This window comes from Mesorhizobium sp., from assembly GCF_965229135.1.
In the GTDB taxonomy this organism is placed as follows: Bacteria; Pseudomonadota; Alphaproteobacteria; order Rhizobiales; family Rhizobiaceae; genus Mesorhizobium.
In genome coordinates this window covers 3,819,497-3,833,602 of sequence record NZ_OZ245860.1, presented here as the reverse complement: position 1 = coordinate 3,833,602, position 14,106 = coordinate 3,819,497, and the positions used below count along the sequence as shown (strand labels likewise).

Below are 14,106 nucleotides of genomic sequence, written 5' to 3'. Positions count from 1 at the left end.
TATGCCTGCAATAACATCAAAAGCCGGCCCAAAAGAAAAGGGCGGCCGTTGGGCCGCCCTTTCCGAACTCACTGGTCCAGTCAGACCATGGTCTTCGCCTTAGCGGCGATCGCCCATGAACTGCAGCAGGAACATGAACAGGTTGATGAAGTCGAGATAGAGCCTCAATGCGCCCATGATGGCCTTCCGGCCGGCGACATCCGTGGCGTCACCCTCGTAGTACATCTCCTTGATGTTCTGCGTGTCGTAGGCGGTCAAGCCCGCGAACACCAGCACGCCGATCGCCGAGATGGCGAAGGTCAGCGCCGACGACTGCAGGAAGATATTGATCAGCGAGGCGATGATGATGCCGAACACGCCCATGATCAGGAACGAGCCCATGGCCGACAGGTCGCGCTTGGTCGTGTAGCCGAACAAGGACAGCGCGCCGAAGGCCGCGGCGGTGGCGAAGAATGTCTGCGAGATGCTGGCCGTGGTGTAGACCAGGAAGATCGACGACAGCGACAGGCCGACCAGCCCCGCATAGACCCAGAACGTCGTCTGCGCCGCCGAAACACTCATCGACTGGACGCGGAACGACAGGAAAAGCACGGCGGCCAGGGGCGCCAGCATCACCACCCAGCGCAGCGGCGACCCGAAGATCGCATAGCCGAAGGAGGTCAGCATCTCACCGCTTGGCAGCGTCGCCACGGCGGCGGCCGGATTGGTGGTCGTGGCCAGCATGATCGTGCCGACCGCGGCAAGACCGGTGATGAGGAGCCCGAGCCCCATCAGATTGTAGACCTTGATCATGTAGGCGCGCAGGCCCTGATCGATGCCTGCATCGACGCCGACGCCGGGCACGGCGCGCGTCTGATAGTTGCGAATGGGTTCAGCCATTGTAGTCCTCATATTGCTTCTGCCCCGTCGGGTGTCAGGTCCTTTCGGACCCCGGCTCCGCTGGCAGGGCTCCAGCATGCCTGTGGCGAAATATGATGGTTCTTGGTGTCAAGAACAAGTCCGTAACGGGAGTGTAATGCTTCGTGAGCCGCCCGCAATGCGGATTTTCGGCCTGTATAGGCTGATTATGACTCAAATTTAATCAAGCCGACGCCGCTTGCGGTGAAGATCAGAGGTTGCGCAGCACCGGGGCGGCCTTGTGGCCAAGCACCCGCCAGGTTCCGGCGAGGCCCATGCCGACCGTGATCACCAGCGAAAAGGCGATGGTCGCCACGGCCACGTCAGGCATGAAATGCGATGGCAGCGTCATGATCCTGGCAACGACGAACCAGGCGGCCACGCCGCCCGCCGCGAGTGCGAAGATCGCGGTGGCGAGCCCGATCAGCATGTATTCCAGCGAGAAAGCCGATATCAGCGTCCTGCGGGTCGCGCCCAGCGTCTTCAGCACCACCGCGTCATGCACTCGCGCCCGGTTGCCGGCGGCGAGCGCGCCAGCCAGCACCAGCACCGAAGCGATCAGCGCCACGCCTGCCGCGGCCCGGATCGCGGTGCCGAGCTGGCCGACCAGCCGGTTGACGACATCGAGCGCGTCCTTGACCCGCACCGTTGTTACCGCGGGGAAGGCGCGCGTGACGGCATTGAGAAGACGCGCGTCATCCGCCGTCGAGGCATTTTTATCGGTCAGCGCCGCCATCCAGCCATGGGGCGCCCCGGCGAATGTGTTGGGCGAGAAAACCATGACGAAATTGATGCCCATCGTCTCCCATTGGACCTGGCGGAAATTGGCGATCCTGGCCGTGACGTTGCGCCCGAGCACATTGACGGTGATGGTATCGCCCAGCTTCAACCCGATCTGCTTGCCTTCCTCGGCCGAGAAAGACACCAGCGGTTCGCCGGTATAATTGGCCGGCCACCACGTGCCCTCGGTCAGCGTGGTGTTCTCGGGTAGTTTTTCGTCATAGGTCAGGCCGCGATCGCCTTTCAGCACCCAGGCGCCTTCGGTGGGAACCTTCACCTTGTCGACATCGACGCCGTTGAGCGCCATCATCCGGCCGCGCAGCATCGGCACCTTGACCAAGGCACCGTTTGGCGCCTCCTTGCCGATCAGCGTCGAGAATGCGTCGACATCACTGCTCTGGATGTCGACGAAGAAGAAGTTCGGCGCCTTTTCCGGCAAGCTGCCGGAGATCTGCTGCCGTAGATTGCCGTCGATCAAGGCCAGCGTCACCAGCAGGGTCAGCCCAAGTCCCAGCGAAAGCACCACCGAGGGCGTCAAGGCGCCCGGACGATGGATATTACCAATGGCGAGCCGGAGCGCGACCGAGCGCACGCGAGGGCTTTTTCTTGCCGCCCACTGCACGAGTGAGCCGACAAGGCGCAGCACCAGGAAGGCAAAGATCGTGGCACCGACAAAGATCGAGGCAATGCGGCGGTCGCCGGAAAACAGAATGGCCAGCGCCGCCAGCAGCAGAGCGATGCCGACGGTTGCCGCAATATAGACAGGGCGCGGAAGGCCACGGCCCTCAAGCCCCATTTCACGAAACAGCGCGGTGGCCGGCACGTCGCGGGCGCGGCCGAGCGGGAGAAGCGCGAAGGCGAGCGTCACCAGCAGCCCGAACAGCGCCGCCATGCCTAGCGCACCGGGATAGAATCCGCCTTCGGCCGGCACCGGAATGACCGATTGCAGGGCGGCACTCGCCGCGAACGGCATCAGTGCGCCGAGCACCAGGCCGAGCACGATGCCAAGTGCCGCGATCATCAGGATCTGCACCAGATAGACGGTGAAGACGAAGCCGCCCGACGCGCCCAGGCTCTTGAACGTGGCGATGACGCCGCGCTTGCCGTCGAGATAGGCGCGCACCGCATTGGCCACGCCGACGCCGCCGACCACCAGCGCCGTCAGCCCGACCAGCGTCAGGAACTGCGAGAAGCGCTCGATGTTGGCGGACAAAGCGGGCGCGGCGTTGCCGCGCGTGCGGATCGACCATCCGGCTTCCGGAAAATCCCTGGCCGCCTGATCCTGAATGGCCTTGAGCCGCTGCTCGTCGGCGCCGGCGGGCAGCCGGATCTTGTAGGCATTTTCAACCAGGCTGCCCGGTTGGATCAGGCCGGTGGCGGCGAGGCCCTCCGTCGAGATCATCAGCCGTGGCGCGAAGCCGAAACCTTCCGACACCGCGTCCGGTTCAGTGACCAGTCTGGCCCGTAATTCGAAAACAGCGCTGCCAAGCTTCAGCCGATCGCCCAGCTTGACCTTCAGCCGTTCGAACAACACATCGGGCGCAGCCGCGCCGAAAGCGCCCGATTTTTCGCCGAACAGCTCCTGCTTCGACAGCGCCGGTTCGGTCTCCAGCGCACCGTAGAGCGGGTAGGCATCGTCAACCGCCTTGGCTTCGACCAGTGCCTGGTCGGAACCGTCCTCGAGCCGCGCCATCGAACGCATGCTGGCGCTGTGCGACACCGAGCCCAATCCATCAAGGAAGGCTCGCTCGGCCCCTGTCGCGTCGCGCTGGTTGATCTGGAAGGCCAGATCGCCGCCGAGCAAGGTCTGGCCCTGGTTGGCGACGCCGGCGGTGATCGCCCGCGCCACCGAATTGACGCCGCCGATCGCCGCGACGCCGAGCGCGATGCAGGCGAGGAAGATCAGGAAGCCGGACAGGCCGCCGCGCATTTCGCGAAGGGAGAACCGGATGGCGAGCTTCAGCGTCCGCGAAAACGGCATCACGCCGTCACCTTGGAGACGGCGGGCGCCTCGATCCGGCCGGAGCGCATCGAAACCTGGCGGGTGCAGCGCGCGGCGAGCGCCGGATCATGGGTGACCAGCACCAGCGTCATGCCACGCTCGGCCGCCTTGGCGAACAGCAGGTCGGCCACCTGTCGTCCCGTCGCCTGGTCGAGATTGCCGGTCGGCTCGTCGGCGATCAGGATGCGTGGCGACGGCGCCAGCGCCCGGGCGATCGCCACGCGCTGCTGCTCGCCGCCCGACAATTCGCCGGGATAGTGGGTGACGCGGTCGCTCAGGCCCACCGCCGCCAGTTCCCGCGCGGCAACACCGAACGGATCGGAATGACCAGCCAGTTCCAGTGGCACCGCGACATTTTCGAGCGCCGTCATGTTCGGAATGAGGTGGAACGACTGGAAGACGATGCCGATGTTTCGGCCACGAAACGATGCGATCTGGTCTTCGGTCTTGCCATTCAACAGTTCGCCGGCGATTCGTATCGTTCCCGAATCGACCCTTTCGAGACCGGCCAGAACCATCAGCAAGGTTGATTTGCCCGAACCTGATGGGCCGACGATGCCGGTCGCCTCGCCATCCAAGACATTGAGGCTGACACCCTTCAGCACATGGACGGAAGACGCGCCCTCGCCGAGCGTCAGCGATACGTCTTTCAGCGCGATGACGGCTTCTGTCAAAATCAAATCGTCCTATATGGGAGGGAGAAGGTCAAAGTCCGCCTGCGCCGAAAAAGACCTTCACCGAAGGAATTCCTTGGTCATATGGGGCCTGCCGCATGTCTTTCAAACACACAGTTGCCGCGGCCTTCATCCTTTTCCTCGGCATTTGCGGCGCCATTTCGTCGGCGCGCGCCGAGCCGTTCAGGATCGTCGGCTTCGGTGACAGCCTTATGGCGGGCTTTGGCCTCGGGCCGGACCAGGGCTTTACAGACAAGCTCGCCGCCGCCTTGCGCGCCAAGGGCCATGACGTGACGGTCGCCAATGCCGGTGTCTCCGGCGACACGACCAGCGGCGGCCTGGCGCGGCTCGACTGGTCCGTGCCCGACGGCACGCAACTGGTGATCCTGGAACTCGGCGCCAACGACATGCTGCGCGGCGTTTCCCCCGACATCACCCGCAAGAACCTGGACGACATGCTGGCCAGGCTGAAGCAGCGCAAGATCCCTGTGCTGCTGGCGGGCATGCGCGCCGCACCCAATCTCGGCCCAGACTACCAGGGCGCTTTCGACACAATCTTTCCGGACCTCGCCGCGAAATACGGCACGGCTCTCTACCCGTTCTTTCTCGATGGCGTCGCGGCCCAGCCTGCGCTCCAGCTCGAGGACGGCATGCACCCGAACGCACAAGGCGTCGACCAGATGGTCGAGCGTATTCTACCCACCGTTGAAAAGGCCATCGCCAGCGCTCAGGGCAAGTCCTGAAGCGCGGCGGCAGGCGACCATGGCAGCTTCCGCATGGGAAACTTTTTTGCGCGACCTGTGACCAACAAACATCTTGCTCCGCTTGAGTATCGATGATTCGCTAGGGGTACAGTTCGATTCGAGGAAGGGAGGCTTTTCATGCCGCGTCTTTTCACCGCCCTCGAAATTCCGCGTGACGCCGCTCTTTCGCTGTCCTTGCTGCGGGGCGGCCTGCCCGGAGCCCGCTGGATCGACGTTGAAAACTATCACATGACGCTGCGCTTCATCGGCGATATCGAAGGCCATGTCGCCGACGAGATCGCCAACGCGCTCGACCGTGTCCACCGCCCGTCCTTCTCTCTGAACCTGTCCGGCGTCGGCGCCTTCGGCCAGAAGAAGCCGCATGCGGTGTGGGCCGGCGTCTCCGCCTCGCACGATCTTGCAGCGCTTCAAGGCGAGATCGACCGCATCTGCCAGCGGCTAGGCATTCCCGCCGATCCGCGCAAGTTCATGCCGCATGTGACGCTCGCGCGGCTGCGCAATTCGAGCCCGCTCGACGTTGCCCAATATCTGTCGGCACGCGGCAACTTCTCGACGCTGCCGTTCCGTGTTGGTCGCTTCGTGCTGATGTCGTCGCGCGATTCGGTCGGCGGCGGCCCTTACATCGTCGAAGAGGCCTGGCCGCTGTCGGGCGTCGACAGCCGCGCTTCGAGCCGCGTCGCCAACGCTTCCGACGCCGTGCGGATCATGCGGTAGACGGAAGAAAACGCTTCCGGCCCGTCATAATAGGGGTCCGGCACATCGCGCGGCCGGCCTTCCGCCAGTTCCAGGAAAAGCTGGACGCGGTCGCGCATGGCCGCGGGCGCCAGCGCCTTGAGATCAGTGACATTCGACCGATCCATGCCGAGGACGAGGTCGGAACCGGAAAAGTCGTCCAGCGTCACCTTGCGCGCCTTCTGCCCGGAGATATCGACGCCGTGCAGCGCGGCAATCGCTATCGAGCGCCGGTCCGGCGCCTCGCCGGCATGCCAGCCGCCGGTTCCCGCCGAATCGATCAGCACGTTATGATCCAGGCCGCGCTCCGCCAGGACGGCGCGAAACACGCCCTCCGCCAAGGGTGAACGGCAGATATTTCCGAGACAGACAAAAAGAATAGACCCTATGGGCTTCGCGCTCATCGATCCAACGCTATCTATGTGACGACTTCATTCGAAATAGCATGGGAAACGAACATGGCGAGAGAGAAACTGGGCAAGGGCGCGATTGCCGAGGCCTTGGCCGGCCTTGAGGGCTGGACGCTGGCCACGGACGGCGGCTCCATCAAGCGCACCTTCACCTTCAAGAACTTCTCCGAGGCCTTCGCCTTCATGACCCGTGTCGCGTTGGCGGCGGAAAAGATGGACCATCACCCGGAATGGTTCAACGTCTACAAGACGGTCGACGTCACGCTGAACACACACGATGCCGGAGGCCTCACCGCGCTCGACTTCGAACTGGCAAGGAAGATGAACCGTTTTGTCGACGGTTGACTGCGATCCAGGGCCCGCCCGCGGTGGGCGGCGAATCGCAAATCTGCACAGGCATCTTGTAGCGGACTTGTGCTTTCACCACATTTTCCCCGGCAACCCATGCGGGAAACGAAACGCACGGGCACCGCAAGGAGAAACTGATGGCGCAAGAATCCGGTTTTGATTTCTTCGGCTTCCGCGACAAGCTGGGCGATGAGAACGAAGTGCGCGAGAAATTCTGGCGCACCGCCAAGAAGGCCGCGCGGCACATCCCGTTCATGGAGGATCTGGTCGCCGCCTATTACTGCGCCATGGACAAGAACACGCCGCTGCGCGCCAAGGGCATATTGGTCGCCGCGCTCGGCTATTTCGTGTTGCCGTTTGATCTCATCCCCGACTTCGTCTTCGGCATCGGCTTTACCGACGACATCGCCGTGCTGACCGCCGCGATCACCGCCGTCAGCGCCCACATCACGCCCGCTCACCGGCTCGCCGCCAAGCAGGCGATTGCCGACAACAGCTGACCGCGCGGCATCGTTGATCCTCTCACCCAGCGGCAACGGGGACAGTCAAACTCTTGCCGCTTTCGTGGCCTCCAACTCGAAACAGGGACATCGTGTTGGCCGCTTTCTCAGGCGGCGGCATGGAGACGGCGGCGGTTTACTGGGGTGAGGGTCCTTTTCTTGAGGAAAATTCACCGTTTGGTAACCCAGATTAAATCAAAATGAAGCGACGGGCAGGACGCCAAGCCGGCCTGCCTCCGCACCATTTGGAATACGGGAAAAACGATGCGCGGATTGATAGCTATAGTTTCAAGCGTGGTCCTGGTGGCCGTGACAGCGCCGGCGCTGGCGCAGTCGGCGACCAAGATCGGCCAGCACAATGCCTGGGGCACCTACAGCTACCAGGCGGCCGGCGGCAAGGTCTGCTACGTCCTGACGGTGCCGACCGACAAACAGCCGCCGACGCTCGATCATGGCGACATGTTCTTCTTCGTCAGCCAGCGTCCGGGGCAGCAGGTGTCCTACGAGCCGCAGTTCATCGCCGGCTACACCTTCCAGGAAGGCTCGAAAGCCACCGTCACCATCGACAAGAAGTCCTTCTCGATGTTCACGCGCGGCAAGTCGGCCTGGGTCGAGAACGCCGCCGAGGAACCGGTGCTGATCGCCGCGATGAAGACCGGCACCGACATGAAGGTGACGGCGAAGTCCGGCCGTGGCAATCCCACCTCCTATGTCTTCTCGCTGAAGGGCATTTCGGCGGCGCTGTCGTCGATCGCCAAGTGCAAGTAGGCGAGTGCAAGTAGGCGAAAGCCGGATTTCCGGTAAATGAATTGAAGGAGAGGCCGGGTCGCCAAGCCCGGCCTTTCTTGCGTTTCAGCGCCGGCGGATCACGCCTGGCCCGTTTCCGGGGCCGTCTCCGCCCGCCGCCGCCGGATGGCGTCGGCGATGAAGACGCGCGACAGGGCGTGGTAGAGCGGCTCGTGTGAGATCAACCGCGCCGTGCCGTAGCCAAGCATCGAGGCGCACATCAGCGCGATGACATTGTCATGGTTGCCGGTCATCTCCAGAATGATGACGAAGGCCGTCATGGGCGCCTGCACCACCCCCGCGAAATAGCCGGCCATGCCCAGCAGCGCCGCGATGCCGGTGCTGGTACCGAGGACCAGTCCGAGCGAGCTTCCGATGCCCGCGCCCACCGCCAGCGACGGCGCGAAGATGCCGCCGGGTATGCCGGAGATCATCGACAGCAAGCCCGCCAGCAGTTTCTCCGCGAAGAAGAACCAGGGCAGCGGCGTGCCCTCGACGGCGCTGCGGGCCTGCGCATAGCCGGTGCCGAATGTGAGGCCGCCGGAGGCAACCCCGATGGCCGCCACCAGCAATCCGCAGACGGCGGCAACGATCAGCGCGCGCTGTAGTGGCTGATGCGTGTGCCAGCGCCGGACCCGTCGTGTCACCTTCAGCGCCAGCAAGGAGAACAGCGCGCCGAAGCCGCCGCCGATGACGCCGCAGGCGATCACCAGCGGCCAGGCAGCGAACGAGATTGTCTCCTTCGAGACGCCGAAATAGGTGTAGTTGCCGACGAGCCCCAGCGAGGCGAGGCCGGCCAGGATCACCGCCGTCAGCACCAGGCCGTTGGTCCGCGCCTCATAGGTGCGGCCCATTTCCTCGATGGCGAAGACGATGCCGGCCAGCGGCGTGTTGAAGGCCGCCGCGATGCCGGCGGCCGAGCCGGCCAGAATCAGCCCGCGCGCCTGCGCCATTCCGCCCCAGCGCGCCACCTGCAGCATCAGCGACGCGCCGACCTGTACGGTCGGGCCCTCGCGGCCGATCGAAGCGCCGCAGAACAGGCCGACAATGGTCAGCACGATCTTGCCGACAATCAGCTTGAGCGAGAGGATATGGCTTCGGTCCTCGTCGTCGCGCAAATGCCGGGCGGCGATCGCCTGCGGAATGCCGCTGCCTTGCGAGCCCGGAAAGAACGCAAAGGCCAGCCAGGCGCACACGACAAAGCCGAGCGGCGTGATGGCGAGCGGCAGGAAGCTCCGCCAGCCGCCCTGATCGCCAATCACGACGTGAAACAGACTTTGCGCCTTGTCGGCCAGCACCGCGAACAGCACGCTGATAAGGCCGATCGCAATCGCACCCGCCCAGAATACCAGCCGCGGCTGCCAGACACGCCTCGAGACCCACATCGCGCGCGAACGCCGCAGCATGGGAAATTTTCGCGATGTTCCGGCCATGTCCGTCCTCGTGCGGGGAAGGACCCAGCCCTAGCACAGGGTCGACCGACGCGAAACCGGCCGCATCTTCTTGGCGGCACGGCCAAAAAGAGGCCATGAGCTCTCGGCCGCCATCCCGATTGCTAACGCGGCACTTTGGCGAACCCCTTGACCAGGATCGGGCCCGTCGGACGGCCCGTCGGCGATCCGCCCGGCTGTTCCAGCGTGATTTCGTAGAGCTGTTCCTCATGCGGCGCCGGCAGACCGTGGCCATCCAGCGTTGCGGTCCGCCAGCCATCGAGCAGACCGAGCGATGTCGGCCCGATCTCCTTGCTGGGCAGCGTCCATACTTGCATAGACCGATCGGCTGGCACCGAGAAATCCGACAGCGGCGTGACTCGGGCCGATGCATTGCCGAAATCCTCGACGAGCACGCGCGGCGCGCCTTTGTCGTCCACCAGAACGGCTATCACCTGGGGTTTCGGCGCGTCGAGAACCCTGTAGGCCAAACCCGTCGCCAGCAGGAGTGATGACGCTATCGCCGCATACGCTGCCCTTCTCCAGCCGGCCACGCGGTTGTCGTTGCCTGCCCTGGGAGACGGTCGACCGGCTTCATAGGCGGGGTCGGCGGGCCTTGCGTCAATGGCCGTATCGATCCGCGACCACAGGCCGGGCGACACCGGCCGGACGGGTCCGACCAGATCGAGTTCGAGAAAGCGATCGCGGCTCTGCGCGACGGCCGTGCGCAACGCGCTGTCTATCTCCATCTCGGCTTCGACCGCCGCGCTGTAGGCGGGCTCGAGCAGACCGACGACATAGGCGTCGGCGCGGTCAGCAATCGTCTCCTGGTCGCGGCTCATGCCATGCACTCCCGGAGCGACGCCAGGCCGCGCCTTACCCACGCCTTGGCCGTGCCAAGCGGCACCTTGAGGCGCCCGGCGATCTCGCCATGCGTGTATCCCGAAATATACGCCATCAGGACGCTCTGCCGCTTCTGCTCGTCGAGCCGCGCGAGGCATTGGCGAAGCCTGCTCTCCTGGTCGAGGCTGACCAGCGGATCGGCCTCGGCCCCATCCTGGTTTGCATCCTGCATGCGCTCCAGAGTCTCGGCGTCCGCGTGCTCCCATCGTTTCGCGTCGCGCAGCGCGTTCAAGGCGCGGTTGCGTACGATCGCATAGATCCATCCGCGCGCCGAGCCACGCTCGGGGGAGTACTGCGAGGCCTTGCTCCATATCTGGACGAAGGCATCCTGGACGACCTCCTCGGCATAATCGTGCCGCCGCAATATCCGGTGGGCGATCGTCACCAGGCGCGCCGCCTCGGTGTCGAAGATCAGCCGCAGCCCCGATCTGTCGCCCTGGGCGCATGCGGCCAGAGCCGTCGCCAGTGCTTGCTGTGAATCCGGCATCAGGGCTCCATTTATCTCTGCCGTTGGCTTAACGCACGCTTGCAAGCATGCCGCAATGTCTTGGGCGCGATCATCGGCCGTCCCGGTTTCGTACCTAGCATCCATGACCACGATACCCACCAGACCGGAGGATGGATGCAAAAAATCACGGTGGGGTGCATCCAGATCGTTCGCTCGCGTGTCATGCAATCGGAAGTGTCTGCGAAGCGCTTCCGATCATGGGTTCAAACCTTCGGAGAAAAGACGATGAAGTCCTTCAAGATTGCGATTTTGGCGTCCGGCTGCCTTGTAGCCGCCACTGTTGCGCAAGCCGCCCCCGCTCTCGGCCTCCATGGCGACAAGACGCTGGTGATGTTCGACACCGAAAAGCCCGCGGTTTCAAAGTCGATCGAGGTGACGGGCGTGGACAAGCTTGTGGGCATCGACTTCCGGCCGGGCACCAAGACAGTCGTGGGCGTCACGCCCGAAAGCACCATCGTTTCCATCGACCTGGAAACTGGCGCCGCGACACAGGTCGCGAAGATGGACAAGCCGCTCGAAATCGGCGGCGCGCCTGTGATCGTCGCCTTCAATCCGATGGCGGACAGGCTGCGCTTCATGTCGGGCGTCACGAACCATCGGGTCCACCCCGATACGGGCGCGGTGACCGTTGACGGTTCGCTCGCCTACGAGGACGGCGATATGCACAAGGGGGAGACGCCGAACATCGTTGCCTCGGCCTACACCAATTCCTTCGGCAAGCCTGAAACGACGGCGATGTACAACATCGATGCGACCACCGATGCCCTCGTCCAGCAGACGAAGCCGAACGACGGCACGTTGAAGTCGATCGGCAAGCTCGGCCTGGAAGCCAAGCCGGTCGCCTATGCCTTCGATATCCAGACGACAGCGGACGGCGCCAACACGGCCTGGCTCGCGGCAGGAAAGGCGCTTTACACCGTCAATCTCGAGACCGGCGCCGCAACGAAAGTCGGCGACATATCGGACCTGACGGCCGAGCTTCGCGACATCACCGTCCTGCCCGCGAGCTGAGGCCGTCGCAATGACGGGCGTCCGTGGGAAACCCGCTCCGGCGGGTTGATCACCGGCGCATCGGGATCCGGGACATGATGCGCGGCCCTGATCCCCGGCCGCCACCATGCGCATTGTCGGCCCGCCGGCGGGCATCCGCGCCCCGCCGGGGGTCACAATCTTGTTTGCGACACAACGAGGCTCCCTATATAAGCGCGGCCATGACCATATCTCTCGACCTTACCACGGAAGGCGCCCGTGACGCGCTGCGCGCCCGCGCCGCACAGCCCGAAAAGCCGACGCTGATCGGCCTGACCCGCGCTGAAATCGGCGAAGCCCTGGTTGCGTCGGGCATCGTGCCGGAGCGCCAGGCCAAGATGCGCGCGCAGCAGCTCTGGCACTGGATGTATGTGCGCGGCGTCTCCGACTTCGCCGGCATGTTCAACATCTCAAAGGATTTGCGCGCCGCGCTGGACAAGCATTTCACCGTCGCGAGGCCCGAGATCGTCGAGGAGCAGATCTCTTCCGACGGCACGCGGAAGTGGCTGTTCCGCTTTCCACCGCGCGGCGCCGGCCGGCCCGTGGAGATCGAGACCGTCTATATTCCGGAGGAAGGGCGTGGCACGCTCTGCATATCCTCGCAGGTCGGCTGCACGCTGACCTGCTCGTTCTGCCACACCGGCACGCAGAAGCTGGTGCGCAATCTGACCGCCGAGGAAATCCTCGCCCAGTTGCTCACCGCACGCGACCGGCTCGGCGATTTCCCCGACCGCGATACGCCCGACGGCGCCATCGTTCCGGCCGAGGGCCGCAAAGTCTCCAACATCGTCATGATGGGCATGGGCGAGCCGCTCTACAATTTCGAGGCGGTGAAGAAGGCGCTGCTGATCGCCTCCGACGGCGACGGCCTTTCCCTGTCGAAGCGCCGCATCACGCTCTCGACCTCCGGCGTCGTGCCCGAAATCTTCCGCACCGGCGAGGAGATCGGCGTCATGCTGGCGATCTCGCTGCACGCCACCAACGACGATCTGCGCGACCTCCTGGTGCCGATCAACAAGAAGTATCCGCTGAAGGAGCTGATCGCCGCCTGCCGCGCCTATCCCGGCCTGTCCAACGCCAAGCGCATCACCTTCGAATATGTGATGCTGAAGGACGTCAACGATTCCATCGAGGACGCCAAGGGGCTGATCAAGCTGCTCAAGGGCATTCCGGCCAAGATCAACCTGATCCCGTTCAACCCATGGCCCGGCACCAACTACCAATGCTCGGATTGGGAGACGATCGAGAAATTCGCTGATTACATCAACAATGCCGGCTATGCCTCGCCGATCCGCACCCCGCGCGGCCGCGATATCCTGGCCGCCTGCGGCCAGCTGAAGTCCGAGTCGGAACGCATGCGCAAGGTAGACCGGCTGGCGCTGGAAGCCATGATGATCGCAGGGCACGGCGAGGCGTGAATCGTCCCATCGTGAAGCGCCTGGCCGCGATAGCAGTCGCCTATGTCGCGGCCGCGCTGACCTCGATCCTCGTGCCTGTGCTGCTGATCGTTCTTCTGGAAGGGATCGAGGAAGGAAACTGGTCCATGGTTTTCCAGTTCGACTGGCTGGGTTCCTTCCCGCTTGCCGTGTTGACCGTGATGGTCTGCGCCCTGGTGATCGCCGCCCCGGCGATCCTGGTCGCCGAACGGTGGGGGCTTCGAAGGTGGTACTACTTCGCGGCCATGGGTGCCATCACGTCCACCGCGTTCGGTCTCTCGACCCCGCGCTCCGCGGGATGGATTGCCTTCAATCCGGTGTTTCTCGGCTTCCTGACGACAGCCGGCACCGCCGCCGGGTCGGTCTATTGGCTTTTGGCGGGGCGCAAGTCTGGCCAGCTCGCGCGCCGGGATTCGCGATGAACCGTCTCGTCGCATATCTCGTCCGCTTCGCCATCATCCTGTTCGGCTACGCCGTCGCCTCGCTTGCCGCCAGCGCCTTCCTCAACATCATTTTCCTCGCCTATCTCGGCTTTACACCCGAGCACGCGGCGCAGCCCGCGACGACGGCCTCGCTGATCTTCTCGATCCCCTTCGTTTCCCTGTTCGTCGCCTATTTCGCCTTCATGCCGGCCTGCATCGTCATCCTGGTCTCCGAAATTCTCGGCCGGCGCGACTGGCTGTTCTATGCGCTGGGCGGCGCGGTGATCGCGGCGATCTTCCTTGGCCTCGCTCACCAGAGCGGCGACAGCGACTTCGCGGTCGCCGACACCCAAGCCATCATGACGGTGATCGGTTGCGGCATGGTTGGCGGTATCTTCTACTGGCTGAGCGCTGGGCGCTGGGCAGGGAGCTGGCGGCGGGCGGGCGGGCGCACGCGATCGGATCTCGATCGGCGCCCTTGACCA

16 protein-coding genes are annotated in these 14,106 nt (G+C 64.3%); 9 read left to right on the top strand and 7 right to left on the bottom strand.

Annotation, left to right across the window (positions count from 1 at the left end; all coding sequences use genetic code 11):
* Positions 1–99: 99 nt before the first annotated feature.
* The 3 genes from ACO07C_RS18170 to ACO07C_RS18160 form a co-directional block, all read right to left on the bottom strand.
* The gene (locus ACO07C_RS18170) at positions 100–879 is read right to left on the bottom strand and encodes a Bax inhibitor-1/YccA family protein (RefSeq protein ID WP_421915533.1); all 780 of its coding nucleotides are present in this window, start codon (positions 877–879) and stop codon (positions 100–102) included.
* Between the two features lie 229 nt (positions 880–1,108).
* Entirely contained in the window at positions 1,109–3,658 is a 2,550-nt protein-coding gene (locus ACO07C_RS18165) for an ABC transporter permease (RefSeq protein ID WP_421915532.1), read from the bottom strand.
* Positions 3,658–4,353 (bottom strand): ABC transporter ATP-binding protein, encoded by a 696-nt coding sequence (locus ACO07C_RS18160; protein ID WP_421915531.1) that lies wholly within the window; start codon positions 4,351–4,353, stop codon positions 3,658–3,660. The genes ACO07C_RS18165 and ACO07C_RS18160 overlap by 1 nt, the downstream gene beginning before the upstream one ends.
* A gap of 98 nt (positions 4,354–4,451) precedes the next feature.
* Between ACO07C_RS18160 and ACO07C_RS18155 the strand changes: the two genes are divergently transcribed.
* On the top strand, positions 4,452–5,096 hold the full coding sequence (locus ACO07C_RS18155; protein WP_421915530.1) for an arylesterase: 645 nt from the start codon (positions 4,452–4,454) through the stop codon (positions 5,094–5,096).
* A gap of 138 nt (positions 5,097–5,234) precedes the next feature.
* Complete coding sequence (gene thpR, locus ACO07C_RS18150; protein ID WP_421915529.1) at positions 5,235–5,831, top strand: RNA 2',3'-cyclic phosphodiesterase; 597 nt, start codon at positions 5,235–5,237, stop codon at positions 5,829–5,831.
* On the opposite strand, the gene ACO07C_RS18145 is transcribed toward thpR, so the two are convergent.
* Positions 5,735–6,253 carry a low molecular weight protein-tyrosine-phosphatase gene (locus ACO07C_RS18145; RefSeq protein WP_421915528.1) on the bottom strand — a complete coding sequence of 173 codons (519 nt, stop codon included), beginning with the start codon at positions 6,251–6,253 and terminating at the stop codon, positions 5,735–5,737. The two genes, thpR and ACO07C_RS18145, sit on opposite strands and share 97 nt — an antisense overlap.
* A gap of 54 nt (positions 6,254–6,307) precedes the next feature.
* Between ACO07C_RS18145 and ACO07C_RS18140 the strand changes: the two genes are divergently transcribed.
* From ACO07C_RS18140 to ACO07C_RS18130, 3 genes are all read left to right on the top strand, one after another.
* Positions 6,308–6,604, top strand: a complete 297-nt coding sequence (locus tag ACO07C_RS18140; RefSeq protein WP_421915527.1) for a 4a-hydroxytetrahydrobiopterin dehydratase — start codon at positions 6,308–6,310, stop codon at positions 6,602–6,604.
* 140 nt (positions 6,605–6,744) lie between these two features.
* Entirely contained in the window at positions 6,745–7,107 is a 363-nt protein-coding gene (locus ACO07C_RS18135; RefSeq protein ID WP_421915526.1) for a YkvA family protein, read from the top strand.
* Between the two features lie 264 nt (positions 7,108–7,371).
* On the top strand, positions 7,372–7,875 hold the full coding sequence (locus ACO07C_RS18130; protein WP_421915525.1) for an invasion associated locus B family protein: 504 nt from the start codon (positions 7,372–7,374) through the stop codon (positions 7,873–7,875).
* Positions 7,876–7,973: 98 nt separating this feature from the next.
* On the opposite strand, the gene ACO07C_RS18125 is transcribed toward ACO07C_RS18130, so the two are convergent.
* The 3 genes from ACO07C_RS18125 to ACO07C_RS18115 form a co-directional block, all read right to left on the bottom strand.
* A complete protein-coding gene (locus tag ACO07C_RS18125; protein WP_421915524.1) occupies positions 7,974–9,326 on the bottom strand; it encodes a chloride channel protein in 1,353 nt (450 codons plus the stop codon).
* Positions 9,327–9,448: 122 nt separating this feature from the next.
* Positions 9,449–10,165, bottom strand: a complete 717-nt coding sequence (locus ACO07C_RS18120) for an anti-sigma factor (RefSeq protein WP_421915523.1) — start codon at positions 10,163–10,165, stop codon at positions 9,449–9,451.
* Positions 10,162–10,713 (bottom strand): sigma-70 family RNA polymerase sigma factor, encoded by a 552-nt coding sequence (locus tag ACO07C_RS18115; protein WP_421915522.1) that lies wholly within the window; start codon positions 10,711–10,713, stop codon positions 10,162–10,164. The genes ACO07C_RS18120 and ACO07C_RS18115 overlap by 4 nt, the downstream gene beginning before the upstream one ends.
* A gap of 246 nt (positions 10,714–10,959) precedes the next feature.
* Here ACO07C_RS18115 and ACO07C_RS18110 point away from each other — a divergent pair, with 246 nt between their 5' ends.
* The 4 genes from ACO07C_RS18110 to ACO07C_RS18095 all read left to right on the top strand — a co-directional run bounded on the left by ACO07C_RS18110 (position 10,960) and on the right by ACO07C_RS18095 (position 14,103).
* Positions 10,960–11,745, top strand: a complete 786-nt coding sequence (locus ACO07C_RS18110) for a DUF4394 domain-containing protein (protein WP_421915521.1) — start codon at positions 10,960–10,962, stop codon at positions 11,743–11,745.
* Positions 11,746–11,945: 200 nt separating this feature from the next.
* Positions 11,946–13,181: a 23S rRNA (adenine(2503)-C(2))-methyltransferase RlmN gene (gene rlmN / locus ACO07C_RS18105; RefSeq protein ID WP_421915520.1), complete on the top strand. Its 1,236-nt coding sequence runs from the start codon at positions 11,946–11,948 to the stop codon at positions 13,179–13,181.
* Positions 13,178–13,621: a hypothetical protein gene (locus tag ACO07C_RS18100; protein ID WP_421915519.1), complete on the top strand. Its 444-nt coding sequence runs from the start codon at positions 13,178–13,180 to the stop codon at positions 13,619–13,621. The genes rlmN and ACO07C_RS18100 overlap by 4 nt, the downstream gene beginning before the upstream one ends.
* Positions 13,618–14,103, top strand: coding sequence for a hypothetical protein (locus tag ACO07C_RS18095; protein ID WP_421915518.1), 486 nt, complete (start codon positions 13,618–13,620; stop codon positions 14,101–14,103). The genes ACO07C_RS18100 and ACO07C_RS18095 overlap by 4 nt, the downstream gene beginning before the upstream one ends.
* Positions 14,104–14,106 lie beyond the last annotated feature (3 nt).

What these genes read in the sequence shown, in the direction of transcription:
- ACO07C_RS18170 (WP_421915533.1), bottom strand. Translation starts at nt 879, where the DNA reads ATGGCTGAACCCATTCGCAACTATCAGACGCGCGCCGTGCCCGGCGTC.
- ACO07C_RS18165 (WP_421915532.1), bottom strand. Translation starts at nt 3,658, where the DNA reads ATGCCGTTTTCGCGGACGCTGAAGCTCGCCATCCGGTTCTCCCTTCGC.
- ACO07C_RS18155 (WP_421915530.1), top strand. Translation starts at nt 4,452, where the DNA reads ATGTCTTTCAAACACACAGTTGCCGCGGCCTTCATCCTTTTCCTCGGC.
- thpR (WP_421915529.1), top strand. Translation starts at nt 5,235, where the DNA reads ATGCCGCGTCTTTTCACCGCCCTCGAAATTCCGCGTGACGCCGCTCTT.
- ACO07C_RS18145 (WP_421915528.1), bottom strand. Translation starts at nt 6,253, where the DNA reads ATGAGCGCGAAGCCCATAGGGTCTATTCTTTTTGTCTGTCTCGGAAAT.
- ACO07C_RS18140 (WP_421915527.1), top strand. Translation starts at nt 6,308, where the DNA reads ATGGCGAGAGAGAAACTGGGCAAGGGCGCGATTGCCGAGGCCTTGGCC.
- ACO07C_RS18135 (WP_421915526.1), top strand. Translation starts at nt 6,745, where the DNA reads ATGGCGCAAGAATCCGGTTTTGATTTCTTCGGCTTCCGCGACAAGCTG.
- ACO07C_RS18130 (WP_421915525.1), top strand. Translation starts at nt 7,372, where the DNA reads ATGCGCGGATTGATAGCTATAGTTTCAAGCGTGGTCCTGGTGGCCGTG.
- ACO07C_RS18125 (WP_421915524.1), bottom strand. Translation starts at nt 9,326, where the DNA reads ATGGCCGGAACATCGCGAAAATTTCCCATGCTGCGGCGTTCGCGCGCG.
- ACO07C_RS18120 (WP_421915523.1), bottom strand. Translation starts at nt 10,165, where the DNA reads ATGAGCCGCGACCAGGAGACGATTGCTGACCGCGCCGACGCCTATGTC.
- ACO07C_RS18115 (WP_421915522.1), bottom strand. Translation starts at nt 10,713, where the DNA reads ATGCCGGATTCACAGCAAGCACTGGCGACGGCTCTGGCCGCATGCGCC.
- ACO07C_RS18110 (WP_421915521.1), top strand. Translation starts at nt 10,960, where the DNA reads ATGAAGTCCTTCAAGATTGCGATTTTGGCGTCCGGCTGCCTTGTAGCC.
- rlmN (WP_421915520.1), top strand. Translation starts at nt 11,946, where the DNA reads ATGACCATATCTCTCGACCTTACCACGGAAGGCGCCCGTGACGCGCTG.
- ACO07C_RS18095 (WP_421915518.1), top strand. Translation starts at nt 13,618, where the DNA reads ATGAACCGTCTCGTCGCATATCTCGTCCGCTTCGCCATCATCCTGTTC.